This window comes from Luteococcus sp. H101, from assembly GCF_038433155.1.
In the GTDB taxonomy this organism is placed as follows: Bacteria; Actinomycetota; Actinomycetes; order Propionibacteriales; family Propionibacteriaceae; genus Luteococcus.
The window spans coordinates 128,546-155,134 of record NZ_JBCDMW010000021.1; the positions used below are offsets into that span (position 1 = coordinate 128,546).

The 26,589-nt window shown below is 69.8% G+C and carries 22 protein-coding genes; 9 read left to right on the forward strand and 13 right to left on the reverse strand.

What is annotated here, in order from left to right; all coding sequences use genetic code 11:
- The first annotated feature begins 80 nt into the window (after positions 1–80).
- From AAEX60_RS08795 to AAEX60_RS08820, 6 genes are all read left to right on the forward strand, one after another.
- Positions 81–1,076: a DUF4192 domain-containing protein gene (locus tag AAEX60_RS08795; RefSeq protein WP_342102747.1), complete on the forward strand. Its 996-nt coding sequence runs from the start codon at positions 81–83 to the stop codon at positions 1,074–1,076.
- A gap of 21 nt (positions 1,077–1,097) precedes the next feature.
- Positions 1,098–1,700, forward strand: a complete 603-nt coding sequence (locus AAEX60_RS08800; protein ID WP_342102749.1) for a hypothetical protein — start codon at positions 1,098–1,100, stop codon at positions 1,698–1,700.
- A 51-nt stretch (positions 1,701–1,751) separates the two neighbouring features.
- Positions 1,752–2,438, forward strand: a complete 687-nt coding sequence (locus AAEX60_RS08805) for a helix-turn-helix transcriptional regulator (RefSeq protein WP_342102750.1) — start codon at positions 1,752–1,754, stop codon at positions 2,436–2,438.
- Positions 2,439–2,501: 63 nt separating this feature from the next.
- Entirely contained in the window at positions 2,502–5,159 is a 2,658-nt protein-coding gene (locus AAEX60_RS08810; protein WP_342102752.1) for a multicopper oxidase domain-containing protein, read from the forward strand.
- A 105-nt stretch (positions 5,160–5,264) separates the two neighbouring features.
- Positions 5,265–6,362 (forward strand): helix-hairpin-helix domain-containing protein, encoded by a 1,098-nt coding sequence (locus tag AAEX60_RS08815; protein WP_342102755.1) that lies wholly within the window; start codon positions 5,265–5,267, stop codon positions 6,360–6,362.
- Positions 6,349–8,718: a ComEC/Rec2 family competence protein gene (locus tag AAEX60_RS08820; RefSeq protein ID WP_342102756.1), complete on the forward strand. Its 2,370-nt coding sequence runs from the start codon at positions 6,349–6,351 to the stop codon at positions 8,716–8,718. Before AAEX60_RS08815 ends, AAEX60_RS08820 begins: the two co-directional genes overlap by 14 nt.
- Positions 8,719–8,762: 44 nt before the next feature.
- Here the strand turns inward: AAEX60_RS08820 and AAEX60_RS08825 are convergent, their stop codons facing one another.
- From AAEX60_RS08825 to AAEX60_RS08835, 3 genes are read right to left on the reverse strand one after another with little or no spacing between them, the layout of a single operon-like run.
- A complete protein-coding gene (locus AAEX60_RS08825; RefSeq protein ID WP_342102758.1) occupies positions 8,763–9,800 on the reverse strand; it encodes a glutathione synthetase in 1,038 nt (345 codons plus the stop codon).
- Entirely contained in the window at positions 9,797–11,044 is a 1,248-nt protein-coding gene (locus tag AAEX60_RS08830) for a flavohemoglobin expression-modulating QEGLA motif protein (protein WP_342102760.1), read from the reverse strand. Before AAEX60_RS08830 ends, AAEX60_RS08825 begins: the two co-directional genes overlap by 4 nt.
- Complete coding sequence (locus tag AAEX60_RS08835) at positions 11,041–11,892, reverse strand: N-formylglutamate amidohydrolase (RefSeq protein ID WP_342102762.1); 852 nt, start codon at positions 11,890–11,892, stop codon at positions 11,041–11,043. The genes AAEX60_RS08830 and AAEX60_RS08835 overlap by 4 nt, the downstream gene beginning before the upstream one ends.
- 163 nt (positions 11,893–12,055) lie before the next feature.
- Between AAEX60_RS08835 and holA the strand changes: the two genes are divergently transcribed.
- The gene (holA, locus tag AAEX60_RS08840) at positions 12,056–13,066 is read left to right on the forward strand and encodes a DNA polymerase III subunit delta (RefSeq protein WP_342102764.1); all 1,011 of its coding nucleotides are present in this window, start codon (positions 12,056–12,058) and stop codon (positions 13,064–13,066) included.
- 158 nt (positions 13,067–13,224) lie between these two features.
- On the opposite strand, the gene rpsT is transcribed toward holA, so the two are convergent.
- From rpsT to AAEX60_RS08865, 5 genes are all read right to left on the reverse strand, one after another.
- Positions 13,225–13,485 (reverse strand): 30S ribosomal protein S20, encoded by a 261-nt coding sequence (gene rpsT, locus AAEX60_RS08845; RefSeq protein ID WP_342102765.1) that lies wholly within the window; start codon positions 13,483–13,485, stop codon positions 13,225–13,227.
- Positions 13,486–13,609: 124 nt separating this feature from the next.
- On the reverse strand, positions 13,610–14,215 hold the full coding sequence (locus AAEX60_RS08850; RefSeq protein ID WP_342102766.1) for a response regulator transcription factor: 606 nt from the start codon (positions 14,213–14,215) through the stop codon (positions 13,610–13,612).
- On the reverse strand, positions 14,215–15,441 hold the full coding sequence (locus AAEX60_RS08855) for a sensor histidine kinase (protein ID WP_342102767.1): 1,227 nt from the start codon (positions 15,439–15,441) through the stop codon (positions 14,215–14,217). The genes AAEX60_RS08850 and AAEX60_RS08855 overlap by 1 nt, the downstream gene beginning before the upstream one ends.
- Positions 15,442–15,481: 40 nt before the next feature.
- Positions 15,482–16,345, reverse strand: coding sequence for an ABC transporter permease (locus tag AAEX60_RS08860; protein ID WP_342102769.1), 864 nt, complete (start codon positions 16,343–16,345; stop codon positions 15,482–15,484).
- Between the two features lie 88 nt (positions 16,346–16,433).
- Positions 16,434–17,387 (reverse strand): ABC transporter ATP-binding protein, encoded by a 954-nt coding sequence (locus AAEX60_RS08865; RefSeq protein WP_342102772.1) that lies wholly within the window; start codon positions 17,385–17,387, stop codon positions 16,434–16,436.
- A gap of 155 nt (positions 17,388–17,542) precedes the next feature.
- Here AAEX60_RS08865 and lepA point away from each other — a divergent pair, with 155 nt between their 5' ends.
- Positions 17,543–19,384: a translation elongation factor 4 gene (gene lepA, locus AAEX60_RS08870; protein WP_342102774.1), complete on the forward strand. Its 1,842-nt coding sequence runs from the start codon at positions 17,543–17,545 to the stop codon at positions 19,382–19,384.
- A 69-nt stretch (positions 19,385–19,453) separates the two neighbouring features.
- Here the strand turns inward: lepA and AAEX60_RS08875 are convergent, their stop codons facing one another.
- Both AAEX60_RS08875 and AAEX60_RS08880 read right to left on the reverse strand, forming a co-directional pair.
- Complete coding sequence (locus AAEX60_RS08875; protein ID WP_342102776.1) at positions 19,454–20,965, reverse strand: alanine/glycine:cation symporter family protein; 1,512 nt, start codon at positions 20,963–20,965, stop codon at positions 19,454–19,456.
- A 126-nt stretch (positions 20,966–21,091) separates the two neighbouring features.
- Positions 21,092–21,595, reverse strand: a complete 504-nt coding sequence (locus tag AAEX60_RS08880; RefSeq protein ID WP_342102831.1) for a rhomboid family intramembrane serine protease — start codon at positions 21,593–21,595, stop codon at positions 21,092–21,094.
- 274 nt (positions 21,596–21,869) lie between these two features.
- On the opposite strand from AAEX60_RS08880, the gene AAEX60_RS08885 reads away from it, so the two are divergent.
- On the forward strand, positions 21,870–23,234 hold the full coding sequence (locus AAEX60_RS08885; RefSeq protein ID WP_342102778.1) for a GntP family permease: 1,365 nt from the start codon (positions 21,870–21,872) through the stop codon (positions 23,232–23,234).
- A 1-nt stretch (position 23,235) separates the two neighbouring features.
- On the opposite strand, the gene AAEX60_RS08890 is transcribed toward AAEX60_RS08885, so the two are convergent.
- Genes AAEX60_RS08890 through AAEX60_RS08900 form a run of 3 tightly spaced genes read right to left on the reverse strand, consistent with a single transcriptional unit; the run spans position 23,236 to position 26,314 of the window.
- On the reverse strand, positions 23,236–24,072 hold the full coding sequence (locus tag AAEX60_RS08890) for a carbohydrate ABC transporter permease (RefSeq protein WP_342102779.1): 837 nt from the start codon (positions 24,070–24,072) through the stop codon (positions 23,236–23,238).
- Positions 24,069–25,025 (reverse strand): carbohydrate ABC transporter permease, encoded by a 957-nt coding sequence (locus tag AAEX60_RS08895; RefSeq protein ID WP_342102780.1) that lies wholly within the window; start codon positions 25,023–25,025, stop codon positions 24,069–24,071. The genes AAEX60_RS08890 and AAEX60_RS08895 overlap by 4 nt, the downstream gene beginning before the upstream one ends.
- A complete protein-coding gene (locus tag AAEX60_RS08900) occupies positions 25,025–26,314 on the reverse strand; it encodes an ABC transporter substrate-binding protein (RefSeq protein ID WP_342102781.1) in 1,290 nt (429 codons plus the stop codon). The genes AAEX60_RS08895 and AAEX60_RS08900 overlap by 1 nt, the downstream gene beginning before the upstream one ends.
- Positions 26,315–26,589 lie beyond the last annotated feature (275 nt).

A 26,589-nucleotide genomic window follows, 5' to 3' on the forward strand; every position in this document is an offset into this window, starting at 1 on the left:
CAGCCGGGTGATCCAGCACCAGGAATGACCAGTTGTGCATGCCTGCACCGATCGTGCCTCCAATTTCGACAGTGTGTGGCATGAGCACCGAAACTGCGGACCTGACCCGACTCGCCATCCACGACAGTGAGGACTTCCTGTCCCTGATCCCGTACCTGCTGGGCTACCAACCCGAAGAACGCCTGGTCTTCCTGGTGATCGACGGCAGACGGGTGGGCATGACCGGCGCCCTGCCGCTCGCCGCCCTGGAAATCCCCGAGAACGCCCGGCAGAGCCTGCTCAACTGTCTGGAGCACTTCGACCGGCCGCGGGTGGTGCTGGCCTGCTGGTCCGCAAACCCGGACCTGGCCGACGAGGCGCTGGCCATGGCCGAGATCTGGGCCGGACCGGAGCGGATACTGGACTCGGTGAGCGTCGTGGGGGACCACTGGCACTCCCGCTCCGGGGAGGGCGAGGGCAGGCGCGGCCGGGTCGCCGACCTGGCCCATAGCTCCGTCGCGGCGCAGGCGGTGGTGGCCGGTCTGGTGGCGTTGCCCAGCCGGGATGACGCGGTCGCGGTGGTGGCCGGCCCGGGCGAGGACTGCCCCCAGCCGGTGGAGCGTTGGTGCCTGGACGCCGAGGATGAGCTGCGCGGCCGGCCCTGGAGCCACTGGGACGCCACCGCCCGACGGCTGTACCCGGACCTGCTGGCGGCCTGTCGTGAGGGACGTCCGGTGGACCCGATGGACCTGGCCCGGCTGGCGGTGCTCAGCGGCGAGGTGACGGTGCTGGATGACCTGCTGCTGGGCATCGGGCGCCGCACGGCCAAGGACTGTGCCCGGCTGTGGGCAATGGTGGTGGCGCAGACTCCCGACGACTGGGCGCATGGGCCACTGATGCTGCTGGGAATCGCGTCCTGGGTGACGGGGGAGGGCGCGGTGATGGTTGCCTGCATCGAGCGGGCGCGTCGGATCAACCGGTCCACGGTGTGGATCAACACCCTGGACGAGATGAACCACCACGCCGTCAACCCCCAGGTCTGGGAGCAGCTGCGGGCCGAGGGAATCTTCGGGGTCCCGCTTCCCGAGGTCGCCTGATCGGCCGGTAACGTGGGCCCCATGCGGTACGTGCTCTGCCAGGGCCCGGGCTTCGACGCCTGCTCGGGAGAGCTTGCGCGCGCTCTGGCGGAGCAGGGGCAGGATGTCCAGCTCACCAACGGCTTCCGGCCGGTGCTGCAGCCCGATGACTGGCTGCACTGTGCCGGAGCCGCGGCACTGGACGAGGGCTCGGCCCGGGAAGTGCTTGGCCTGATGGCCTGCGCGCCCGCCGCCGTCTCGACACACCTGGTGGTGGATGGCCACCGCTGCGTCGACGCCGACCTGCTGTGGCCGGCCCTGGAGGACCTGCTGTACACCGTGGGAGACATCGGCGGGCTGCTGATGATCCGGGAACAGGACCTGGGCTGGCTCTGCTCGGACCCGGCGGTGGACCCGGCCGAAGCTGCCCACGGCTGGGCCGAGGCATACGGTCTGGCGCTGTGCCTCGTGACCCGGGGCACGAAGGCGATCGCGGTGAAGTCCGACGGCCGATGCACCGAGGCCAGCGGCGCGCGCCCTGTGACCGACTCGTCGGACCTGGCCAGATTCTGCGCGGGCTTCCTGAGGGCCTTCGTGGACGACCCGTCAGACCTGGACCGGGCGCTGCGGATGGGGCTTGGCTGAAGCTTGGCCCCCGGCCAATTTCTCCGGGATAGCTTCTTGTAAACTTCCTGCATGTCCACCAAGGGTCCATCCGGACCATCCATGAACCAGTCCGCGCTCTCGATGTCCACCGCGCGGGCCTCGGTGCTGGAGGCGGTCCGACAGCGGGGCAGGCTGTGCACGGTCCGCGAGATTGCCCGGGACTTCGACCTGCATCCCAACACGGTCCGGGAGCACCTGGACGCCCTGCTGGAGCAGGGGCTGGTGGCCCGCGAGGCCTCGTCGCCCACCGGACGTGGCCGGCCCGCCCTGATGTATCGCCCCACCAGTGCCAGCCAGGACGTGGCCCGGGACTATGAGTTGCTCTCCGATGTGCTGGCCGAACAGCTGGCCGCCATGCCGAATGCCCGGGAGACGGCCCTCGCCGCCGGCCGCTCGTGGGGCAACCGCACCGTGACCGAACGCGACGGCGACGTCCGCATCGAGGAACTGCCCGGGGTGATCGGCCGGCTGGGATTCGAGCCCACGCTGCCGGACGTGGACGGCAACCTGGTGCTGCGCAGTTGCCCGATCCTGGCCGCCGCCCGCAGGCATCCCGAGGTGGTCTGCACCGTGCACCTGGGTTATGTCCAGGCGTTGATCGAGGCCGCGGGCGAGGACCCGACGACCACCCGGTTGGTGCCGATGGGCGATGAGCACGGCTGCCTGCTGCACGTCGAGGCGCTGGCCGCTCGTCGCCCGGACACCGCGGCCTCCTGAGGTCGGCGCCCCGACAGGGCGGCTATCGGTCGGTGGCACGGCTCGGGTAGCATTTAACACGCTATGGACATTGTAAAAGGCGGCGGTGCTGCCCACCCCACTCGTCGTGACTGGCACACCCGGGCCGCCCTCCCGCTGGTGCTGTGGGCACTGGGGGCGGTGGTGCTGGTGGGCGCCCACCGCTTCGTGCCCCGGGCCATCTGGCTGATGGTGCACTTCGTCACCCTGGGCATTGCCAGCAATGCGATCGTGGTGTGGAGCAACCACTTCGCCGACGCTGTGCTGCGCACTGCACCCCGCGGTCACCGGCGCGAGGCCAGCCAGTTGGCGCTGCTGAACGCGGCACTGGTGCTGCTCAGCACCGGCGTGGTGGGGCAGTGGGCCATTCCGGTCTGGCTCGGTGTGGTCCTGCTGCTGGGGATGGCCGGGATCGCCGTCGTCGGGCTGGGGCGGCAGGCGAAGGCCAGCCTTCCGTCGCGCTTCGGGATGACGGTGGCCTGGTACCGCTGGGCCGCGGTGAGCCTGGCTGTCGGGGTGGTGCTGGGTGGGCTGATGGCCGTGCCCTTCGGCCGATGGGCCGACGAGCTGCTGGCCAGCCACCTGGCCTTCAACATCCTGGGCTGGGTGGGGTTGACCGTCTGGGGAACCCTCACCACACTGTGGCCCACCATGCTGCGCACCCGGGCCGGTGAGGGCGTGGAGAGGGCCGTCCGCAGTGCCCTGCCCTTCTTCCTGCTGGGCATCCTGGCCTGTGGACTGGCGCCCTGGCTGGCGGGCTTCTCCCCGGTGTGGTGGCGGCTGGTGGGCGCCCTGGGGACGGTGGTCTACCTCACCGGCGTCGCCACCCAGCTGGTACCTGTGGCGGAACAGTGGCGCAGCAAGCGCACCACCTCCTTCGCGGTGCTCTCGGTGGCCGCTGGCCAGCTCTGGTTCTGCCTGTGGCTCGGGTGGATGCTGTGGCACTGGATGGCCAGCAGCAGCCCGGCCCAGCTGGTAGGGGCCCTGCGCGGGACCGTCCCGGCGCTTTTGGTGGGCTTCCTGCTGCAGGTGGTGATCGGTGCGCTCAGTTACCTGGTGCCGGTGGTGCTGGGCGGCGGCCCGGCGATGGTGCGCGCCACCACCGCCGTCTTCGAGCGGGGTGCGATCGCCCGGCTGGGCATGGTGAACCTGTCGCTGGCCCTGTTCTGCCTGCCGATCGCCTCGGTGTGGAAGGTGACCACCTCCACCCTGGCCTTCGTGGGTCTCACCCTCTTCCTGCCCCTGTTGGTGCGGGCCTGGCGGCTCCGTCGAGCCGGAGCGCCGCCGCAGGTCTCGGAACCCAGGCCGCACCGGATCCGGCGTGGCCTGCTCTGGGCGCTGGTCTGGAGCCTGGTGGCCGCCGGCCTGGCCGCGGCGGTTGACCCGGTCTCCTTCCGGGGGCAGTTCGGGGCCCGTTCCCTGGGTTCCGACGTGGCGGCCACCGGCCAGACCACCGCGGTCACGGTGGTGGCCGAGAACATGCGCTTCACCCCCGACGTGATCCAGGTTCCAAGGGGCAACAGGCTGGAGATCACCGTGGAGAACCGGGATGCCGGGATGATCCATGACCTGGTGCTGGCCAGCGGGGCCACCAGCGGGCGGCTCTCGCCCGGCCAGAGCGCCGTGGTGGATGCCGGGGTGGTGGCCAGTTCGGCCGACGGCTGGTGCTCGGTGGCCGGGCACCGGCAGCTGGGGATGGTGCTGCGGATCGAGGTGGCGGGAGAGTCCGCGGCGCCAGCGGCTGGCGCTGGGCACGCCCACCAGGCCACGAACGCTGCCGAGGCCGACGGCAGGACCCCGTCGCTGGACCTCTCGAAGCAGTATTCCGAGGGTTGGAAGCCGCGCGACGCCACCTTGCCGCCGGCCGCCAAGCAGAAACTGCACCGGGTGACCATGCGGGTCACCAACCAGGAGGTGGAGGTTGCCCCGGGAGTGCGGCAGACCCTGTGGACCTTCAACCAGACGGCCCCCGGCCCGGTGCTGCGCGGGAAACTGGGCGACGTCTTCGAGATCACCCTGGTCAACGACGGGGACATGGGCCACGGGATCGACTTCCATGCCGGGGCGTTGGCGCCGGACCAGCCGATGCGCACCATCGCGCCGGGGGAGAGCCTGGTCTACCGGTTCACCGCCAAGCGGGCCGGCATCTGGATGTACCACTGTTCGACCATGCCGATGACCCAGCACATCGCCAATGGGATGTACGGCGCCGTCGTGATCGACCCGCCGGACCTGCCCCCGGTGGACCGGGAATACCTGCTGGTGCAGGGTGAGCAGTACTACGGCGCCGACGCCGACGGCAGGCCGGGTGTGGCCGACATGTCCAAGATCATGGCGGAGCGGCCCGATGCGGTGGTCTTCAACGGTTACCCCGCGCAGTACGACAAGAGCCCGCTGGCGGCCAGGGTGGGGGAGCGGGTGCGCTTCTGGGTGCTGGACGCCGGGCCGCAACGCGCCTGGGCCTTCCACATCGTCGGGGCGCAGTTCGATTCGGTCTGGTTCGAGGGCTCGTGGCGGCTGAAGCAGGGGGTCACTCCCGGGGTGCCCGGGGCCGTCGACGGTGGTAGCCAGACGCTGGGCATGCTGGCCAGCCAGGGCGGCTTCGTGGAGACCGTCTTCCCCGAGGCCGGGCACTACGCCATGGTCAACCACCAGATGGTCGACGCGGAACGGGGCGCTCACGGCATCGTGCAGGTCCGCTGAGTGAGATCCGGGCCACCATTGTCCACAGCTCACGGCTTTCGAGGAGTTGTCCACAGCCATCCCGGGGCGTGACGCGAAAGAGGGCGGCTTGCACACACTGCTGGCGTGAAGAATCGCGAGATCGACCTCGACGAGTACGCCCGGGCCCGGCTGGCCTATGTGACGGCGGGCCGGCCACCCCTGGTGCGCGGTCCCCGCCGAGCCGACGGCCCGGTCCCGGAGCAGGACCACCTGGACCGGCAGGACCACCTGGACCGGCAGGACCAGCTGGCGGACTTGGACGAGCTGGACGGGCCGGCGGAGCTGGATGAACCTGACGGTGTCGGGGACTGGGCCGGCTGGGCGGATGACGAGCCCACCCACCGGTTGTTCGTGCTGCCTGAGTGGAATCCGGCTCTGGCTGCCACGGACCCGCCGGAGCGGGAGCCCGAGGATCCGCCCCCTTCCGGGGCCCCAGCCTCCAGGGCGGCTCGGGTGCTGGTCTTCGCTCGGGCCCATCTGGTGGCGGTGGCCGTCATCCTGCTGGCCGGACTGGCGTTGACGGCCGCCGTCCTGCTGCGCTCCCGGCCCAGCAGCATCCCGTTGACCACGCTGCCCCCGGCCACCCTCGGCGCCCCGAGCCCCGGGGCGGCCGGCGCCGGGCCTGCCGTGCCGTCGGCAGGCGCGCCCGGCCCAGGTGCCAGCGCGGTGCCCACCCGGCTCCAGGTGCACGTGCTGGGCGGCGTGCGCCGCCCGGGGGTGGTGACCCTGCCCCAGGGGGCCCGGGTCAGCGACGCGGTCCGCCAGGCGGGCGGGCTGGCCTCGGATGCCGCCCCGGGGGAACTGAACCTGGCGGCCCCCGTGCAGGACGGGGACCAGGTGCTGATCGGACGCCGGGGCCGTCCCCGGGGCGAGGTGCGTGGGGCCGGTGCCGGGGCCTCCTCGGATTCCGGCGCCGCATCGGGTGGCACTGGCGCGACGGGTGGATCCGGTGCCGCCGGCTCGTCGACGGCGGCCGCTGGCTCCGGGGGCGCGGTGCTGGACCTGAACAAGGCCACCGCCGAACAGCTGGACACCCTTCCCGGGGTAGGGCCGGTGACGGCGCAGCGGATCCTGGACTGGCGCACCGCCCACGGCCGGTTCAGCCGGGTGGAGGAGCTGCAGGAGGTGGACGGGATTGGGCCCAAGACCTATGCCAACATCGCCAGCCATGTTCGGGTCTGAGGCTGCCCGACCCGGCGGGGAGGAGCCGCTGGACCTGCGTCTGCTGCCGTTGGGCGCGGCCGCGTGGGCGGGTGCCTGGTGGGGCACCGCACCTGGCTTGGCGGCCGGGGTGGCGATCCTGGGCGCGGCCCTGGCCGGTGCGGTGCTGTTGTGGCGGCGCGGGCAGGGGCGACGGGCCATGGCGGCGCTCGCGGTGCTGGTGCTGTGCGGGTCGATGGGGGCGGCGCGCAGCCACCAGCTGGCCACCAGTCATCCCGGCCGGCTGGCGGACGAGCGGGCGATGGCCACCGTCGTGGTGCGCACCACCAGCGACGTGCGGCTGCATCCGCGGCGCGGGGTGCTGCCCGAATCGGCCACCGTCCCCGCCCGGGTGCTGGTGGTGGCCGGACGGGGCCAGGCCAGCCGCCAGTCGGTCGAGGTCACCGTCCGGGCCACCGGTGAGGCCGCCCGGGGGTTGGTGCGGGTCCCGGCCGGCAGCACCATCCGGCTTGACGGCCGGCTGGCTCGCCCCGATCCGGGGCAACGCTGGGCCGCGGTGGTGACCATCCGGTCCCCGCCCGCCGTGCTCGCGCCTCCCGGCCCGTTCGCCGGGGCCGTGAACCGGTTGCGTGACGGGCTGCGTGAATCCATGCGGCACAACCGGCCGCAACAGGCCGGCCTGCTGCCGTCGCTGGTGGTGGGGGACACCTCACGGTTGGACCCGGCCCTGGAGGAGCGCTTCAAGGACACGGCGCTCACCCACTTGACGGCGGTTTCGGGAACCAACATCTCCTTGACCCTGGTCTTCCTGCTGGGCCTGGCCCGGTGGGTGGGGATCCGGGGGTGGTGGGTGCGCATCACCGGGGTGGTGGGGGTGGTCTGCTTCGTGGTGGTCTGCCGGGCCGAACCGAGCGTGCTGCGGGCAGGTGCCATGGGGCTGGTTGCCCTGGCTGGGGTCGGTCTGGCCGGCGGCCGGGGGCGGGGGCTGCGGCATCTGTGCGTGGCGGTGTGGCTGCTGCTGATGGCCGATCCGTGGCTGTCCCGCTCGGTGGGCTTCGCCCTGTCCACGCTGGCCACGGCCGGGATCCTGTGGTGGGGGCGACGGTGGAGCCAGTCGATGGCCTGGGCCCCGGCCTGGCTGGCGGAGTCGGTGGCCATCCCCCTGGCGGCCCAGCTGGCCACCCAACCGGTGGTGACCTCCATCAGCGGCTCCGTCTCGGTGGTGGGGCTGGCCGCCAATGCCCTGGCCGGCCCCTTCGTGGGGCCGGCCACCGTACTCGGGCTGCTGACCGCGCTGGTGGCGCCGGTGTGGGGCGGCCTGGCCAGCTGGATCGGCTGGGCGGCGGGGTGGTGCGTCCAGCCGATCATCTGGGTGGCCACCACCGGTGGTGCCCTGCCCGCCGCCACCTGGCGCTGGCCGGCCCAGCCGGCGCTGCTGGGCCTGTTGACCGGCGCCTGCCTGCTGGTGGCCGTCGTGGTGCCCCGGCTGCTGGCCTCCCGGGTGGCGTGCCTGGTGATGGCCGCGGCCCTGACCCTGGCAAGCGTGCGCTCACCCCAGCCGCTGGGCTGGCCCGGGCAGTGGCAGGCGGCCTTCTGCGACGTCGGGCAGGGGGATGCCACGGTGCTGCGGGCGGGCCCGGGCCAGGCTGTGCTGGTGGACGTGGGGCCCGAGCCCGGGCCCACGCTGGCCTGTCTGCGGGCGCTCGGCGTCCGGGAGATCGCGCTGCTGGTGGTCAGTCACTACCACGACGACCACATCCAGGGCCTCGAGGGTCTGCTGGCCCAGCTTCCGGTGCGTCGGGCCCTGCTCAACCCGGCCCGGGCACCGGCGGCCGGCGCGGACCGGGTCTGGCGGCTGCTGGCCGCCCGGGGCACGGCGATCGACTGGGCCAGCATCGGCCAGGGCTACCGGGTGGGCGACGTGCTCTGGACCACGGTCGGTGTGGGGGCCCAGGCGGTGCTGGCCACCACGGGAGAAGGGGAGAACTCGGCGGAGAATGACAGTTCGATCATCGGTCTGGCCGAGGTGAACCGCTCCCCGGGGCCGGGGCTGCGGTTGGCCCTGGGCGGCGACGTCGAGCCGGCGGGGCAACAGCGGGTGGTGGGCCAGGGCTGGCGGCCCGGCCTGCAGGTGCTCAAGATGCCGCACCACGGCTCCAGCCGCCAGGACGAACGCTTCTGGTGCGGGTCGGGGGCCCGCCTGGCGGTGGCCAGCGCGGGTTTCCGCAATGGCTATGGGCACCCGGCCGGCAAGGCGTTGAAGCTGGCGGACCGGTGCGGGATGCGGGTGGCCCGCACGGACCTGCAGGGCACCGTCACCGTCTGGCACGACGGGCGCTCGCTGCAGGTGCGCGCCCAGCGCGACGGCCCGCCGTGACCGGGGGTGGTCGCGGCGGGCCGTCGGCGGGGGTTGGGCCACTGTCACATGGCGGCCAGGGCCTTGTTCGGCAGACCGTGCGGGTAGTGGGAGCGCATCAGCACCTTGCGTTCCAGCGCCTCGATCACCTTGGGGGTGAAGTCGGTCTTGTAGATGTTCTGTGAGCTGCCCAGCCCGCCGGGGGTGAAGACGTTGACCTCCATCAGCTTGTCGCCGACGATGTCCAGGCCCACCAGAAACATTCCGTCGCTGACCAGCTTGGGCCGGATGGCGTTGACCATCTTCAGCATGTCGTCGGTGATCTCCGCCTCCCGGATCTTGCCGCCGGCGGACACATTGGAGCGCATGTCGTCGGTCTCGTTCACCCGGCGGAAGGCGGCGTACTTGCCATTCACCTTGAGCGGCTTGCCGTCCATCACGAACAGCCGGGTGTCGCCCTCAGCCGCGGCCGGCAGGTATTCCTGGGCCACCACATAGCCGTCGCGGGCAATCGCCTCGATGATCTGGTTCAGGTTGGGCGACTCCTCCTTGGTGACCAAGAAGACCCCGGACCCGCCGGAGCCCTGCAACGGCTTGAGCACCGCCTGCCCGCCCAGATCCTTCACGAAGGTGGCAATCTGCTCCTCGTCGCGGCTGATCAGGGTCTTGGGCCGCACCACCTCCGGGAAGTGCTGGAAGTAGGCCTTGCTCATCGCCGTGGCCAAGGTCTCCGGGTCATTGACCACCAGCACGCCGGTGGAGGCGATCAGCTGACCGAATGCGACCCCGGCGGTGCTGGCCCAGGGGCGCTCGGGGTCGCTGGCCGGGTCCGAGCGCAGCATGATCACGTCAAAGTCCCCCAGCACGGTCTGTTCGCCCTGGTCCGCCTTCACGTCATCCAGGTAGCGCTTGTGGGAACGGTAGTTCTTGGCGGAGCCAGCGTGCACCAGGGCACCCAGCGAGCCGTCGGGCAGGTAGTTGAAATCACCCAGACCGATCATGCCCACCTCGTGCCCCAGCTGACAGGCGGTCAGCGCCAGCCTGGTGGTGGTGTAGCCGGGCTGCTCGGTGGCGACGTCGTTGACCACAAATCCGATCTTCACTTCTTCTCCTCTGTGCTGGTGGCTGCGTGCTGGTTGGGTTCGGCATGGTCGGGGGTGGTGGCTGGCCCGGCGGACGGGGGATTTGCCACCTGACTGGACAGGGGGGAACGGGGGCAGCGTTCCAGCCGGTGGCGCGAGTCCGGCTCGGCCAGGTAGCGCGGCGTGATCCGGGCCGGCGCCAGCAGCCCGGCCGCGGAGAGCTGTTCCATCAGCGGCAGGTCGGTGAGGGCGAACTTGCCCAGGAAGAACAGCTCCAGGCTGCCGCCCTGCTCCAGGTGCACCAACAGGTCCAGCAGGCCGCGCAGGTAGCAGGCATCCTTGGGGAAGCCGCCGGAGCGATAGACCCGCATCACGGTGGTGAAGGCGCTGCCGCGTTTGAAACCGCGGCTGACCAGCTGCTGCCAGGCGTCGCCGAAGCTGGCGCCCCCCAGCATGGCGTCCACGGTCAGCACCCGGCCGGCCAGTTGGCGCAGCCGGGTGCGGGTGAGTTCCCCCACCGCCACCTCAGCCAGCACCGCGAGGCCCTCCTGGGTCTCGTCGTAACCCGCCAGCCCAGCGCCCAGACAGCGCAGCGGCTGGTCGGTGCCATTGACCTGGGTGACCAGATGGGTGCCCACCTCGTGCTGCAACAGGGCATTGGCCCGGCGACGCTGCACCGCCGCCTCGCGCCCGATCAACAGGGCATCGCCGCTGACCAGCACGCCGCTGACGTCGTCGCGCAGCTCGGCATGCATCACGACGTCGGGATCCTGCTCCCGGTACCAGGCGATCTCGGCCAGGGCCAGCCGGTGGAACTCCTGAGCCGCCACCGGGTCGGACGGCTCCGGTTCCGCGCTGACCTCGTCCAGGATCTCCTGTGCGGTCTGGTGCAGCTCCGGGGTGACCGGCCCGAACAGTTCTACGGCCAGCGGCAGGAATTCCGGGGTGTTGCGCGCGCGCAGCAGCTCGGCCTGCAGCCGCAGTTCCCGGTGCTTGTTGGCCAGCAGAGCGGCCACCGTGGGGTGGCTCACCTCATCGGGCCTGATCCGGGCCAGCGTGGCGAGCGCGACATCGGGATCGGTGGACAGTTCCCGGTAGCTGAAGACGGGCTCGGTGGTGTCCCCGGACAGCCATCGACGCCGCCACTGCGTGGCATCCACCGGTGTGAGGTCCAACAGGAAACGGAAGGTCTCGGCCAGCCGGGCCAGCTCCTCGTCCACCCGCCGGTCCGCGGGGGCCAGCGCGCTCTGCTCGGCGATGCTCATCGCGCCCCCGGAGCCGACCCCAGGCCATGGTTGCGGCGTAGCGTCTCGGCAATCGGGTCGAGGGTGCTCTCCAGCGCCCGGGAGAGTTCGGCCACCCGCTCGGCGTCGAACTGCCCCGTCCACTCGTCCATGAAGGTCTTCTTGAACTCCAGGGCCAGGGCGCAAGCCCGGCCGGGGTAGCGCTGGTGGACCCAGGCGGCCAGGTTCGCCCCCCGGAAACGGACATTCTCCCGGACGTCGAGCGGGCCGTCCTGAACCTCGGCCGCCGCGAGGGCGCCGGAGAAGGCGTCCACCACGTCGCCCCACAGCTCCCGGTCCAGGGAGCCGGTGCCGACGTTCACGTCCGGGTTCTCCTCCTGGGGCGAGGCCGGCTGGTCTGCCCCGGCGCGTCGGTGGTTGTAGGAGTGCACGTCGAACAGGACGAAGGGGCCGCGTTCGGCCAGTTCGTCCAGCCGTGCGGCCAGGTCGGTGTAGAAGGCCTGGTGCACCGCCAGCGAGCGTTCCGCCACGTCGGCGGGCAACTCGCCGCCCCGCCAGACCTCCAGCCCCCAGCAGTCCTCGGGCCGACGGTAGACGGCCTGCTCCTGGGCCCGGTTCAGGTCCACCTCGAAGCGGGAGCGGTTGACCGTCACCCGGGCCGGGACCAACTGGGCGATCAGGTGGGTGAACGGGTCCTCCTCCCGGAGCCGGTCGTCCTCGGCCAAGGACATCAGGTCGGCCACCTCGGGCCGCAGGTCATGGCCGGTGTGGATGGCGGTGGCCACCACCGGCCCCTCCCAGGTTCCGATGAATTCGTACGGCGCAACCAGCTCGCCGCTGTCCAGCGTGACGGTCGTCGAATCTGACATGACTTCCACGGTGCCAGTTGTGACGGTGAAATTCCCGTCAGAACGCCGTGGGCGAACACGCACCGGGCGAACAGACCCCGGCATGCAGGATCGGGCGGCCCCCGCTGGGAGCCGGACGGGCATGGTGCGGGAAGTGTCGGTGGCTACTGGCATGCTTGGCCCCATGGCTGGTCAACGCGGTGCACGCCCCTCCTTCCGGATGCCGGAGCCCTTCGGCAGCTGCCTGCTGGTCAGCGGCCCGGAGTCGCTGGTGGCGGACCGCTGGGTTGCGCAGCGAGTGGCGGCCGCACTGCAACAGCGGCCCGAGGCAGAGGTGACCCGGGTGGCCGCCCTGGATCTGGAGGGCAACCGGCTGGCCGAGCTGGTGGGGGGTTCGCTCTTCTCGTCCGCCAGCGTGGTGGTGATCCAGGACCTGGCCAATCTGCCGCCGGAACTCTTCGACGCGGTGCTGGCCAGCGCCGTCGATCCGGGCCAGGACCTCAGCCTGACCCTGGTGCACGGCGGCGGGCAGAAGGGCAAGGGGCTGCTGGACAAGTTGAAGAAGGCGAAGGTGCCGGTGGCCGAGGCCGTGGCCCCCAAGACCTGGGAACTGCCGGGGTGGGTGAGCACCGAGGCCCGTCGGATCTCCGTGGGCCTGGACACCGAGGCTGCCCAGGCGCTGGTGGATGCCGTGGGCAGTGACCTGCGGGCGTTGGCCGGCGCGGTCTCCCAGTTGGGCAGCGACTGGGAGGGCCAGACGGTCACGGCGCAGATGGTTGCCCGCTACTTTGCCGGCCGGGCCGAGGTGACGGGGTTTGCCGTCGCCGACGACATCCTGGCCGGTCGGCCCGGGCCCGCGCTGGAAAAGCTGCGCTGGGCGTTGTCCACTGGCATTGCTCCCGTCCAGGTGACCAGTGCGGTGGCCGCGTCGCTGCGTGGCCTGGGCAAGTACCTGGATGCTCGCTCGGCCCGGATGCCCGACGGTGAGCTGGCGCGCGAGGTGGGGGTGCCGCCGTGGAAGCTGAAGGACCTGGCACGGCTGTCCCGCACGTGGTCCGGCCGGGGGGTCTCCGAGGCCCTGCGGGCGGTGGCCACCGCGGACGCCCAGGTGAAGGGCGCCGCCAGCGACCCGGACTTCGCCTTGGAACAGCTGCTGCTGGCGGTGGACCGGGCGCATGCTCTGGGGAAGCACTGACCCGGGCGGTCCGCCCAGGCTGCCAGGCTGCGCATGGGGTCGATGCCGCTGGAGTAGCAACAAGGCCAGCGCCTCGGCCCCCAGTCGGGACGAGACGCTGACCACTACAGCTGTGTCACCCCGCCGGGGCGGGGATCACGTCAAGGACGCGGCTCGGATCAGAGCGCGTTGGCCTTGGTGGAGATGGCCGACTTGCGGTTGGCGGCCTGGTTCTTGTGGATGACGCCCTTGGAGACGGCCTTGTCCAGCAGGCGGTTGGCGTTCTTGGCCGCCTCCAGCGCCTTGTCGTTGTCACCAGCGGCAGCGGCCTCGTTGAAGCGACGCACGGCGGTACGCAGGCCGGACTTGACGGCCTTGTTGCGCTGGCGAGCCTTCTCGTTGGTCTTGATGCGCTTCATCTGGGACTTGATGTTTGCCACGTGGATAACCCTTTGACTGGATTGGATGGATTGCAAAACTTGGATGCGTCGTTGGACGCGACGGCTCACACTACCAGCGGGACAGCCCCGGGCCCAAATCCATGGGCGGCAGCGGCGCCCGGGGTCAGATCCACCCCTGCCGCTGGGCCAGCCGGATGGCCTCGTGCCGGTTGTTGGTGCCCAGCTTGGCCACGGCCGAGGACAGGTAGTTGCGAACCGTGCCCGGGGACAGGTGGGCCCGCAGCGCGATCTCCTCGACGGGTGACCCGTCCGCCGCATATTCCAGCACGTCGGACTCCCGCGGGGTGAGGGGGCAGTCGCCCGCGGCGATCGCCTCCGCCGCCAGCTGGGGGTCCACATGCCGGCCGCCGGCATGCACGTCGCGGATCACCTGGGCCAGGGTGGTGGCCGGGACGGTCTTGGGCAGGAAGCCCCTTACGCCCGCCGCCAGGGCCTTCTTGAGGTAGCCGGGGCGGCCGTGACTGGTGACGATCACCACATTGCATGCCGGGTTCACCGTGCGGATCTGGGTGGCTGCCTCGATTCCGTCCAGCCCCGGCATCTGCAGGTCCAGCAGCGCCAGGTCCGGCCGGAGCCGGGCTGCGGCGGCCACCGCCTCCGGTCCGCTGGCCGCGACACCGACCACCTCCAGGCCCTCGTCGAGCTCCAGCAGGGAGGCCAGGGCGTCGCGGATCAGGGTTTCGTCGTCGGCAAGCAGTACGCGGATCATCAGCGGGCATCCTCCTGCGGGTGCGGTGTGGGCGGCAACGGCAGCTGGACGCAGACGACGAAGTGGGCGCCGTCCGGACCGTGGCGTATGTTGCCACCCAACGGGGCCAATCGCTCGGCCAGCCCCACCAGGCCGGAACCGGCTGGGGCCCGTCGGCCGCGACGCAGGCCGTCATTGGTGACCGTGAGCCGCACCCCGTCGGCCTGCTCGAAGGCCAACCGGCACCAGGTGGCCTGGGAGTGCCGCACCACATTGGTCACGCATTCCCGCACGGCCCAGCCCAGGGCCTCCCGGGTCTGGTCCGGCAGGCCCGTCAGGGCGGGGGGCTGATCCACCTCCGCCTGCACCCCCGCGGCCTCCAACATGGCGCGGGCACCGCTCAACTCGGCGGCCAGGTCGGTCTTCCGGTAGCCCGCCACCACGGCCCGCATCTCCGTGAGCCCCTCGTCGGCGAGGCCGTGCACCGCAACCATCTCCGCGCGGGCCCGATCGTGCTGCTCCCGGCGGGAGAGCTCGGCCGCCAGCTGGCTCTTCAGCGCGATGGCCGACAGGCTGCGGCCCACCACGTCGTGCAGGTCCCGGCTGAACCGCAGCCGCTCCTCGGCCACCGCCAGCTGGGCACCCAGGGTACGAGCCTGCTCCAGTTCCGCCAGCACTTGCAGCATCCAGCCGGAGAAGCGGCAGGTGTAGACCATCATCAGGGTGAACAGCGCGGGCAGGACCGCCGTCAGGGCGACCGTCCTAGGTGGCACTCCCCGGGCCAGGCTCACCAGGGCCGGCACCAGGATGACCGCGGCCATCAGGCGGTGCTGCCGGGGCGCCGGGAGCAGGCAGGCCAGGATGGCGGCGGGCGCGATCGCGGACAGGCAGGCCAGGCCGTGCGGGGTGCTCCAGCCGTAGCCCTCGGTGGGGGCCAGCAGGGCATTCCATGCCAGTCCGGCCGCCAGCAGCAGGAATCCGGTGGGCAGCAACGACCGATGCGGGGTGCGCCGGCCGAGGTAGCCGTCCAGGGCCGGCCATGCGCTCGCGGCCGCCCAGAGGCTCCCGACGGTGGCCAGCGCCAGGCTGCCGACACCGACCCATCCCGCCGGGGGATGCTCCAGCTGGGACAGGGCCCCGGCCATCATGAGCGGCGGCATCAGCAGGAAGGCCACCATGGACAGCCGGGTGGCGCGGTCGAAGCGTTGTGGCCCGGTGCGGCCCAGCAGCAGGTCGGGGAGGTTCACGTCGGCCAGTCTTCCAGTGCGCGGAGCATGGGCACCGAGTTCAGCGCCGGGGCTCCCAGCGCATGGTCCGGTTCAGGTACCAGCCGGCCAACAGGATCCAGCCCAGCAACGCGGCCACTGGCTGGGCGGCGGCCTGCCAGCTCCCGGCGAAGGTGTGGGTCTGCTTGTCCAGCGTGGTGCCGTTGAGGCCCAGCATCACCAGCTCCGCGACGGGGGCCACCGGCAACCACTGGATGACTCGCTGCCCGGCGTCGGGGAAGACCGAGAGCGGGATCAACAGGCCGGAGAGCCCCAGGAAGAGCATGATCCCGGGCATGGTGGTGAGCTGGGCGGACTCCACGGTGCGGGTGGAGACGCCGGTCAGGAAGCTGGCGATGGCGAAGAAGACCGCCCCCAGCCCCAGGCCCAGGACCAACAGCAGCGGGTTGGTGAAGCTCGGCGCACCGAACAGTGCGCTGACCACGGCCAGCACCAGGGCCACCTGGAGCCAGAAGATCAACACATTGGGCAGCGCCAGCGCGGTCAGGATCTCCAGCACACTGCTGCACCCCGAGCGCAGCCGCTTCAGTACCAGCGTCTCCCGCCGGGCGACGACGGCGGTGGTCAGGTTGTAGTAGATCACCAGACCCAGGCCGGTGACCGCCAGGGTGGTGGTGAGCATGGTGGCCAGGCCACCGCGCGGCATCACGTCGGCCAAGGTCTTGATCATGGGCAACTCGGCCAACATCAGCACCATCAGCGGGCCCATCGCGACGGCGTAGAAGACGCTGACCTTGTTGCGCAGCAGCTGGATGAGCTCGCTGCGGGCCAGTCCGGCCAGCCGACGAGGGCTGAACCGGGCGACGGGTGCGGTGTTGGCAGGGGACGTGGGAGTTGGCGTGGCAGTGGTGGTGTCGGCGCTCATGGAATGCTCCTGGTGACTGGTGACTGGTGACTGGTGACTGGTGACTGGTGACTGGTGACTGGTGACTGGTGACCGGTGAGGTTCGGGCTCAGGCCGCGACGCCCGTCCCGTCGGCGGTCTTGCCTTCGGCGATGGACAGGAAAGCCTGCTCCAGGGTGGCGCTGCGGGCGTCCAGCCGTCGCAGCTCCACCCCGTGCCGGCTGGCCTGGGTCAGCAGGGCCGCCAGGGTGGGTTGCAGCTCACGGGTCTCCAGCGCCACCCGCTGCCCGTCGCGGTGCGGGCGGGCGGCCAGGGCCGGTAGCTCGGCCAGGGCCAGTTGCTCGGCGTGGTCGGTCTCGAAGGTGATCCGGGCATTCTGGCCGGCGATGATCTCGGCCACGGTGCCCTGGCTGTGGATCTGGCCGCGGTCCATGATGGCCAGCCGGGTGGCCAGTTCCTCGGCCTCCTCCAGGTAGTGGGTGGTGAGCATCACCGTCGTGCCCCGGTCCAGCAGGGAGCGGACCAGCTGCCAGGTGACCTGACGGCTCTGCGGGTCCAGCCCGGTGGTCGGCTCGTCCAGGAAGAGCAGCTCGGGGTCTCCCATCAGCGCCAGGCCCAGGTCCAGGCGTCGCTTCTCGCCGCCGGACAGGCTTTTCACCCGGACCCCCGCGCGGTCACTGAGGTGCACGTCGGCCAGCACCGTGGAGACCGGACGGGGACGGTCCAGGGTGGCGTGCCACATGGCCGCGGTCTCGGCCACTGTGAGGTCGTCGCTGAAGCCGGCCTGCTGCAGCATGATGCCCAGCCGGCCGATGACCCGGGTGCGTTCCCGGTACGGGTCGTGGCCCAGCACCCGCACCTGACCTCCGGTGGCCGGTGCCAGGCCCTCCAGCACCTCCAGGGTGGAGGTCTTGCCGGCACCATTGGTTCCCAGCAGGGCGAACAGTTCTCCCCGGTTGACCTGCAGGTCGATGCCGCGGACCGCCTCGAACCGGGCCTTGCCGTGGCCGTGGTGGCGTCGCAGTCCGGTGGCGGTGATGGCGTGCTCAGCTGTCGTCGTCATGCCCTCGATTCTTCGGCTGACAAGGCTCGTCGGGTAGTGCGCCGGATCACCGAACCAACATGACAGATGTCACGCCTGCGCCGCGGATGCAGTCGCTGGGCCAACATGAGAAGATGACACGTCCCACCTGACGGCTTCACGAAGACGGGGAGTGCATGAGCGCGCCACAGCCTGGATCGACCGACCCGGCGATCATCCGCAATTTCTGCATCATTGCGCACATCGACCACGGAAAGTCGACGCTGGCCGACCGGATGTTGCAGATCACGGGCGTCGTGGACCAACGGGCCATGCGCGCCCAGTACCTGGACCGGATGGACATCGAGCGCGAGCGGGGCATCACCATCAAGTCCCAGGCCGTCCGGATGCCCTGGACCGTTGACGGCACGACGCACATTTTGAACATGATCGACACCCCTGGGCACGTCGACTTCACCTATGAGGTCTCCCGCTCGCTGGCCGCCTGCGAGGGTGCGATCCTGCTGGTGGACGCCGCGCAGGGGATCGAGGCGCAGACCCTGGCCAACCTCTACCTGGCCATGGAGAATGACCTGCAGATCATCCCGGTGCTGAACAAGATCGACCTGCCGGGGGCGATGCCGGAGAAGTATGCCGCGGAGCTGGCCGGCCTGATCGGCTGCGACGAGGGCGACGTGCTGCGGGTCTCCGCCAAGACCGGCGTGGGCGTGCCCGAGCTGCTGGACCAGATCGTCGCCCAGATCCCGGCCCCGGTGGGCGACGCCGAGGCCCCGGCCCGGGCACTGATCTTCGACTCGGTCTACGACACCTACCGTGGTGTGGTCACCTATGTCCGGGTGGTCGACGGGGAGCTCAGCCACCGCGAGAAGATCCTGATGATGAGCACCAAGGCCACCCACGAGGTGCTGGAAGTGGGCGTGATCAGCCCCGAGCCGATGAAGGCGGACGCGATCGGCGTGGGCGAGGTGGGCTACCTGATCACCGGCGTGAAGGATGTGCGCCAGTCCCGGGTGGGTGACACCGTGACCAGCGCCGGGCGACCCGCGGCGTCGGACCTGGGCGGCTACCGGCACCCCAACCCGATGGTCTTCGCCGGCCTGTACCCGATTGACGGCAATGACTTCCCGGTGCTGCGCGAGGCGCTGGAGAAGCTGCAGCTGAACGACGCCGCCCTGACCTACGAGCCGGAGACCTCCGGCGCGCTGGGCTTCGGTTTCCGGGTGGGCTTCCTGGGCCTGCTGCACATGGAGATCACCCGTGAGCGGCTGGAGCAGGAGTTCAACCTGGACCTGATCTCCACCGCCCCCAACGTGGTCTACCGGGTGGTGATGGAGGACGGCAAGGAGTTCACCGTCACCAACCCGTCGGAATACCCCGAGGGCAAGATCGACAAGGTCTACGAGCCGGTGGCGAAGGGCACCATCCTGGCGCCGGCCGAGTACATCGGCACCATCATGGAGCTGTGCCAGCAGAAGCGCGGCGTCCAGACCGGGATGGACTACCTCAGCGAGGACCGGGTGGAGATCCGCTACATCCTGCCGATGGGGGAGATCGTCTTCGACTTCTTCGACGCGCTGAAGAGCCGCACCAAGGGCTATGCCTCGCTGGACTATGACATCGCCGGTGAGGAGGCCGCCGACCTGGTGAAGGTGGACATCCTGCTGCACGGCGACCCGGTGGACGCCTTCAGTGCGATCGTGCACAAGGACAAGGCCTATGCCTATGGCGTCGCGATGGCCGCCAAGCTGAAGGAGCTCATTCCGCGGCAGCAGTTCGAGGTGCCGATCCAGGCCGCGATCGGCGCCCGGGTGATCGCCCGGGAGACCATCCGCGCCATCCGCAAGGACGTGCTGGCCAAGTGCTACGGCGGCGACATCTCCCGCAAGCGCAAGCTGCTGGAGAAGCAGAAGGAAGGCAAGAAGCGGATGAAGATGGTCGGCCGGGTGGAGGTGCCGCAGGAGGCCTTCGTCGCCGCCCTGCAGACCGGCGAGGGCGGCAAGGACAAGGACAAGAAGTAGCACGAGCCGGGCCCGTGGTCGCCACCTGCTGCGTTCACGGGCCCGGCCGATCCTGACTCCCGGAGGGGGTCAGTCGGTGGTGGTCAGCGCATCCTCACCCGACGGGTGGAACCACTTGCCGGCCTCGTGGCCCGGCCGCTTGTGCCAGACCTCGCCCGGGATGTCGTCCTGCATGAAGGGGTTGTTGTCCAAGTTGAACTGGGCCGTGATCGGGTCCGGATGGGACTCGAAGTCGCGCATGGTGGCCACGGCGTACCTGCCCAGGAAGACCAGGGCGATCAGGTTGGTGATGGCCATCAAGGTCATGGCCACGTCGGCCAGGGACCAGACGAAGTCCAGCGCCAGCACGGCGCCGAGGGCCGCCGAGCCGATGGTCATCAGCCGGATGGCCAGCTCGCCGGCGCGTCCGCCGCGCAGGAAGTCCATGTTGATCTCGGCATAGGTCTCGTTGCCGATCAGCGTGGAGAACGCGAAGACGAAGACCAGGACGGTGAAGACCAGGCCGACCCAGGTGCCGAGGGAGTACATCATGGCGTCCTGGGTGAGGGTGGCGCCGGCCTGTGCCTTGGTGGTGACACCCGGGGTGTAGATCGAGGCGTCGGAGAGCAGGATGACCACCGCGGTGGCCGTGCAGACCAGCATCGAGTCGATGAAGACGCCGAGCGACTGGATCAGGCCTTGGTGGGCGGGGTGGCTGGTGGTGGCGGCGGCGGCGGCATTGGGCGCCGAGCCCATACCGGCCTCGTTGGCGTACAGGCCGCGCTTGATGCCGTTGAGCACAGTGGCCGCCAGGCCGCCACCGACACCGGCCAATGCCTGGTCGAGGCCGAAGGCACCCTTGACGATGTTGGCCAGCGCTGCCGGGACCTCGTCGATGTTGAGCACGATGACCGCCACGGCCAGCAGCACGTAGGCCAGGGCCATGATCGGCGCCATCCACTCGGTGACCTTGGCCACCGACTTCACGCCGCCGAGAACGACGGCGCCGGTGGCGACTGCGAGGAAGATGGCCGTGACGCTGGGGCTGATGTGGAAGCTCTTGTCGAAGACCGCGGCGATGGTGTTGGCCTGCACCATCTGGAAGGCGAAACCGAAGGTGAAGATCAGGAAGATGGCGAAGACCATGCCCATCGGCCGATTCTTCATGCCCCGCTGCATGTAATAGGCGGGGCCACCACGGAAGGTGCCGTCGGTGTGGGGCACCTTGTACAGCTGGGCGAGGGTGGCCTCGACGAAGGCGGTGGCCATGCCGAGGAAGGCCATCAACCACATCCAGAAGACGGCCCCTGGGCCGCCGAGGGCCAGGGCGATGGCAACGCCGGCGATGGCGCCGGTGCCCACGCGCGAGGCCAACGAGATGCAGAAGGCCTGGAAGGAGGAGATGCCATCACCGGCGCCGGTGCGGGAATCGAGCGCGACGCGAAACATCGTCCCCAGCTTGCGGAACTGCACGCCGCGGGTCCAGATCGTGAAGACTACGCCGGCCGCGATGATCAGCACGATCAGCACCCAGCTGAGCTGGTCATTCAGCCAGGCGACGGTGGTGTTCAACCAGGCCATCACTTTGTCGAAGGAGTTCATACCTGTCCTGCCTGTAGGCCCGACACCGCGCACCGGCCCAAGGGGGCCGCACGAATGACGGGGATGTCAGGGGGAAATCTCACCACACCTGGGGCCCCAAAACCGCATGCACCCCCCCAGACACGCTCAGCGACGCGTCCCGCGATGCAGCCACCACGCGGCCAGGACGCCACCGATCGCGCCGCCCAGATGGCCCTGCCAGGAGATGTTGGGATCGGTGGGGAGCACGCCCCACAGCACGCTGCCGTAGACGACGAAGACCACCAGGCCGATCAGGATCTGCTTCCAGTCGCGGCTCCACCAGCCGCGCACCAGCAGGTAGCTCAGCCAGCCGAAGACCACACCCGAGGCCCCCAGGGTGATGGTGCCGGGCGGCGACAGCAGCCAGGCGGTGATGCCGGAGGTGACCATCACCACCAGCGTGGTGGCGATCCAGCGTCGCAGGCCGGACATGGCCACCAGGAAGCCCAGCACCAGCAGCGGGACGGAGTTGTTGGCCAGGTGCTGCCAACCCAGGTGCAGCCACGGCGCGGTGAACAGCGCCCACAAACCCGTCGGATCCCAGGAGCGCAGGCCGAACTGGTCCAGGGCGTGCAGCATCAGGGTGTCCAGCGTCTCCAGCACCCACATCACGCCGACCGGCACTCCGGCGAGCAGCGTGGAGGAGCGCACCCGACTCTGCCGTTGGGTCTGCGGCAAGGGGGCCGGGCGGGGCGTCTGGTAGGGATTCGGGCGGGCCGGTGGCAGGCTCATGCCTCCAGTGTGACCGATGCCGGCAAGCGGGCCCCAGACGCTGTGCCGGCGACGGGATCGCACCCCTTGGTGAACTGTGTCGGAGGCGGCTGTTAGGGTCTGGAAAGCCTTGACCAACGATGGTCGGGGGGCCACGCCTGGAGGGTGCCGCATGCTTGTCCTGCACACTGTGATCGCCATTGCGGCGGTCGTCGTCCTGATCATCAAGTTCAAGATCGATCCCGTGATCAGCCTGGTGATCGGGTCCATCTATCTTGGCCTGGCCGGTGGGGTCGGTTTCCCGGGCACCATCGAGGCCATCACCAAGGGCTTCGGCAGCATCATGAGCAGCGTCGGCCTGCTGATCGGCTTCGGCGTGTTGATCGGCTCCCTGCTGCACACCACCGGCGCCTTCACCAAGTTGGTCCGCAGCCTGCTGCGGATCTTCGGGCCCAAGCGGATCCCCTATGGCCTGGCGCTGGCCCTGGCCACCATCCTGCCGTCGATCTACGTCGACGTGCAGGTGGTGCTGGCCGCCCCCGTCGCCCGCCAGGCCTCCAAACACATGGGTCCCAATGGGCTGGCCCTGATGGCCGGGGCGCTGGGGATCGGCATCTTCTCCGGCTATGTCTTCGTCGTGCCGGGCCTGTCGGCCATCTCCATCGCCGGCCTGATGGGCATCCCCCTGGGCAAGTACCTGCTGTTCGGCATCGTCGTGGGGCCGCTGACCGCCCTGCTGACGGTGATCCTGTTCCAGCAGCTGCTGCGCTTCGGTTGGTGGAAGCCCGCCAAGGACGAGGAGGAGAACGAGGCCCTGCTGGAGTCCGAGGCCCGGGCCGTGGCCGCGGAGGCGGCCGAGGGCAGCGACGCCGGCGTGAAGACGCCGCCACTCGCCATCAGCCTGCTGCCGATCGTGGTGCCGCTGGTGATGATCGCCTTCGGTGCCTTTGCCGAGCTGTTCAAGGTCACCAACCAGTTCATCGACTTCCTGGGCAATGCCAACATCGCCCTGTTCGTCGGGCTGCTGATGGCCTTCGCGCTCTCGCTGCGGACCGTCGGGGCCAAGGCCGCCAACGAGGCCTTCAGCGACGGCCTGCAGACCTCCGGCGAGATCCTGCTGGTCACCGGCATCGGCGGCTCGCTGGGCGCCGTGATCAAGGCCACCGGCCTGGCCAAGGTGCTGGCCGGGATGTTCGACGCCGATGCGGGCGCCCCGGTGCTGCTCAGCATCCTGCTGGCCTGGTTCGTGGCCGCCCTCCTGCACCTGGCGATTGGCTCGGTCTCGGTGGCCGCCATCACCGCGGCCGGCATCATCGCGCCGCTGCTGGGCCAGATGGACGTCAATCCGGTGGCCGTCGGGCTGGCCATCGCCTCCGGCTCGCTGTTCGCGCTGCACGTCAACAGCAACTTCTTCTGGATGTTCAAGGCCCTGCTGGGGTTGAGCACCCAGGGCAGCCTGAAGACCATGACCACGGTGACCACCATCGGCTCGCTGATCTCCCTGCCGATGGTGATCGGCATCGGCCTGGTGGCCTGAGCTACTTCATTCCGGAGGTCTCGACACCCTCCACCAGGTAGCGCTGCAGGAAGAGGAAGACGCCGACGACGGGGATGATCGCCACCAGGGCACCGGTGAAAAGCACCGGATAGTTGACGCCCTGGCTGGTCATGAACTGGCTCAGGGCCACCTGGGCGGTGCGGGTGTTCTCCCGGCCCACCAGCAGCGGCCAGAGGAAGGCGTTCCAGCTGCCGATGAAGGTGATGGTGCCCACCGCGCCCACGATGCCCAGGGAGTTGGGGGCCACCACCCGCCAGAAGGTGGTCCACGGGTTGGCGCCGTCGATCATGGCCGCCTCCTCCAGATCTGCCGGGAAGCCCAGGAAGCTCTGCCGGAACATGTAGGTGGCGAAGGCGCTGAACATGCCGGGCACCACCAGGCCGCGGAAGGAGTCGATCCAGCCCAGCTGGGCGGTCATCACGAACATCGGGATGAAGGTGACCGACGCCGGCACCATCAGGGTGAACAGGGTGAAGCCCAGCAGGATCCGGGAGAGCCGGTTGTCGTAGCGGGCCAGGGCATAGCCGGCCAGCAGCGCGATCAGCACCGTCAGCGCCGTCTGACTGACCGCCATCACCGCGGAGTGCCACAGCGCCGGCACCATCCCGACATTGTCGTCGGCCAGCAGCGCCCTGAGGTTGGTCAGGTTGACCTGGTCCGGCAGCCACTTCCACCGGGCGGCGGTGATCAGTTTGTTGGAGGCGAAGGCATTGCGCAGCAGCACGTAGAAGGGCAACAGGAAGAGCAGGCTGAGGAGCACCAGCAGCAGATAACGGGCGGCCTGCAGGCCCTTGCCACGTCGGGAGGAGACGATCACTTCCGGCCCTCCTTGCGCTCGCTGCGGGTGACCAGCCAGTTCTGCAGCAGGCCGAAGAAGACGATCAGTGCGGTGACGATCATGGTGCCGGCGCCGCCCAGCCCCAGGTCCTGCTGGCCGCCGCCCAGGCTGATCAGGTAGAGGTGAACCAGCGGCGGGCGGGCATAGGGAGGGTAGGAGCCCATGGTGCCCAGCACGTTGAAGAACTCGTCGAAGGCCTGGAAGGCGCCAATCAGCAACAGCATCAGCACCGCCACCGATGTGGCACGCAGCTGGGGCAGGGTGATGTGACGCAACAGCTTCCACCCCGACGCACCATCGATGGCCGCCGCCTCATAGGTCTCCCGCGGGATCTTGTTCAGCCCGGCAATGAACAGGATCATGTAGAAGCCGGCCTGCAGCCACAGCCGCAGCGTCACCAGCACCAGCCAGTACCAGGAATTGGTGCCGCCCAACCAGTTCACGTTCTCACCGCCGAGCTGACGCAGCAGGGAGTTGGCCAGCCCGAAACGGGTGCCGCTGAAGAAGCTCAAGCGCCAGATCATTGCGGCGATCACGTAGCTCACCGCGGTGGGGATGAAGAAGACCGAACGGAAGAAGGCCTGACCGGTCTTGATCCCGTCCAGCAGCAGTGCCAAGGAGAGGGAACAGACGAAGGTCAGCGGCACGATGAAGGCGCTGAAGCCGATGAAGGTGAGGATCGAGTCCCGGAAGAGCTGGTCGCCCAGCAGGTAGCGGTAGTTGGCCAGCCCCACGAACTTCGTCGGCGTCACCGTGTTGCGGGCGTCGAAGAAGGACAGGTAGGCGCTCCAGATGATCGGGATGTAGACGAACAGTGCCAGCCCGACCACAAACGGGGCGACGAAGGCCAGGAACCACCAGTTGCGCCCCTGGTGGCCGCCGAGGCGGCGCGCCAGGGACGCCCGTGGCTGCTGCGGGCTGCTGCTGCTCATCAGCCCTTGATGCGCTTGAGTTCCGCGGCCACCTTGGTGCCGACGGCGGCCAGCTCCTTGGCCGGGTCCGCCTTCTTCTTGATGATGTTGCTAACCGCGGCGTTGAAGGCGTCGCCCATGGCGCCGGACCACAGGATGTCGCTGGCGGGCTTGCCGAAGTCGGCCAGGATCTTGGCGGCATCGGCGCCGGCACCCTCGGCCAGCTTGGTGCACTTGGGCGCCAGCTCACCCAGGGCGGGGACGTGGGTGCCGTAGTTGTTGGCGAAGTCCACCTGGTAGTCGGTTTGGTCCACCCAGAGCCACTTCACGTAGTCCTTCGCGGCCTGCACATTGGCGCCCTTGGCGGCGACGCAGGCACCGAAGGCGCCGAACATGGTGGCCTGCTTGCCCTTGGCCCCGACGGCGGGGAAGGGCAGCACCCCGAAGTCGTCGCCCAGCGCCTTCTGGATGTCGGTCATGGACCACAGGCCGCCCCACTGCATCGCCGTCTCCTCATTGGCGAAGGGGGAGCCGTCGTACCAGTCCTTGCTGGCGCTCTGCAGCAGCGCGCCGGAGCCGAACAGGTCCCGGAAGTCGGTCAGCGCCTGGTAGAAGGAGGGGTCCAGGAAGCCGGCCTTGGTCTTGTCCGCGTCGAACCAGTCATTGCCCGACGCGTAGAGCAGGGCGGTGGCGATCGGGCCCAGCCCGTCGTTGCCGACGAACAGGCCTCCGATGTCCTTGGTCTTGACCTTCTTGGCGGCCTCCACCAGCTCGGTGAAGGTCTTGGGCGGCTGCACCCCGGCCTTCTCCAGCAGGCTCTTGCGGTAGTAGAGCAGGTGCATGTCCACCACCTGGGGCAAGCCATAGATCTTGCCCTCATAGGTCATCCGGTCAATCAGTTCGGGCTTGAACTTGCCCTTGGCATCGCCGATGACGTCGGTCAGGTCGGCCACCTGCCCGGCCTTGATCATGTCGATGCTCGGGCCCATCTCCGATTCGAAGACGTCCGGGATGTCCTTGGTCAGCAGGGCCGCGGAGAGCAACTTGGCGTAGTCACCGGCATTCCACTTCACGGTGACCTTGGCCTTGTCATAGGCCGCGGCGTACTTCTTGACGGCCTCCTGGGTGCCGGCCTCGCCGTACTCGTGGTACCACTGGGTCAGTGCCGCACCCGAGGCCGCGCCACCGGATCCGGAGGCGCTGGGGGAGCTGTCTCCGATTCCGCCCTTGTTGCTGCCGCAGGCGGCCAGCGCGCTGGTGGCTGCGGCGGCACCGGCGAGGGAGAACAGGTTGCGACGTGAGAGATTCATGGCCCGATCATAGAGCGCCAATCCCTTGAATCTTTGAGTTTCTTGTGGGCGGATGGCGGCTTGCGCGCTGAGCGAAGCGGCGCGGACCCGGGGCGCCAACTCTTTTGGACCGAGGCCCACCCGGCCACTCGGCTGACCGGGGGCCCTGCATGTGTTGCACCTCCCACTTCCCCGTTCGCACGCCCAGGCGGGAGCCAGGCTCCGGAGTGCCCGAATGGCCGTTTGATGCGCAACCTGTGCGGTGTTGGTCGTGGGGCTCCTGGTGGAACCGCCGG

Excerpts from the sequence above, each read along its gene's own strand:
- AAEX60_RS08795 (WP_342102747.1), top strand. The coding sequence starts at position 81 with ATGAGCACCGAAACTGCGGACCTGACCCGACTCGCCATCCACGACAGT.
- AAEX60_RS08800 (WP_342102749.1), top strand. The coding sequence starts at position 1,098 with ATGCGGTACGTGCTCTGCCAGGGCCCGGGCTTCGACGCCTGCTCGGGA.
- AAEX60_RS08805 (WP_342102750.1), top strand. The coding sequence starts at position 1,752 with ATGTCCACCAAGGGTCCATCCGGACCATCCATGAACCAGTCCGCGCTC.
- AAEX60_RS08810 (WP_342102752.1), top strand. The coding sequence starts at position 2,502 with ATGGACATTGTAAAAGGCGGCGGTGCTGCCCACCCCACTCGTCGTGAC.
- AAEX60_RS08820 (WP_342102756.1), top strand. The coding sequence starts at position 6,349 with ATGTTCGGGTCTGAGGCTGCCCGACCCGGCGGGGAGGAGCCGCTGGAC.
- AAEX60_RS08830 (WP_342102760.1), bottom strand. The coding sequence starts at position 11,044 with ATGAGCATCGCCGAGCAGAGCGCGCTGGCCCCCGCGGACCGGCGGGTG.
- AAEX60_RS08835 (WP_342102762.1), bottom strand. The coding sequence starts at position 11,892 with ATGTCAGATTCGACGACCGTCACGCTGGACAGCGGCGAGCTGGTTGCG.
- holA (WP_342102764.1), top strand. The coding sequence starts at position 12,056 with ATGGCTGGTCAACGCGGTGCACGCCCCTCCTTCCGGATGCCGGAGCCC.
- AAEX60_RS08850 (WP_342102766.1), bottom strand. The coding sequence starts at position 14,215 with ATGATCCGCGTACTGCTTGCCGACGACGAAACCCTGATCCGCGACGCC.
- AAEX60_RS08860 (WP_342102769.1), bottom strand. The coding sequence starts at position 16,345 with ATGAGCGCCGACACCACCACTGCCACGCCAACTCCCACGTCCCCTGCC.
- AAEX60_RS08865 (WP_342102772.1), bottom strand. The coding sequence starts at position 17,387 with ATGACGACGACAGCTGAGCACGCCATCACCGCCACCGGACTGCGACGC.
- lepA (WP_342102774.1), top strand. The coding sequence starts at position 17,543 with ATGAGCGCGCCACAGCCTGGATCGACCGACCCGGCGATCATCCGCAAT.
- AAEX60_RS08875 (WP_342102776.1), bottom strand. The coding sequence starts at position 20,965 with ATGAACTCCTTCGACAAAGTGATGGCCTGGTTGAACACCACCGTCGCC.
- AAEX60_RS08880 (WP_342102831.1), bottom strand. The coding sequence starts at position 21,595 with ATGTGGGTGCTGGAGACGCTGGACACCCTGATGCTGCACGCCCTGGAC.
- AAEX60_RS08885 (WP_342102778.1), top strand. The coding sequence starts at position 21,870 with ATGCTTGTCCTGCACACTGTGATCGCCATTGCGGCGGTCGTCGTCCTG.
- AAEX60_RS08895 (WP_342102780.1), bottom strand. The coding sequence starts at position 25,025 with ATGAGCAGCAGCAGCCCGCAGCAGCCACGGGCGTCCCTGGCGCGCCGC.
- AAEX60_RS08900 (WP_342102781.1), bottom strand. The coding sequence starts at position 26,314 with ATGAATCTCTCACGTCGCAACCTGTTCTCCCTCGCCGGTGCCGCCGCA.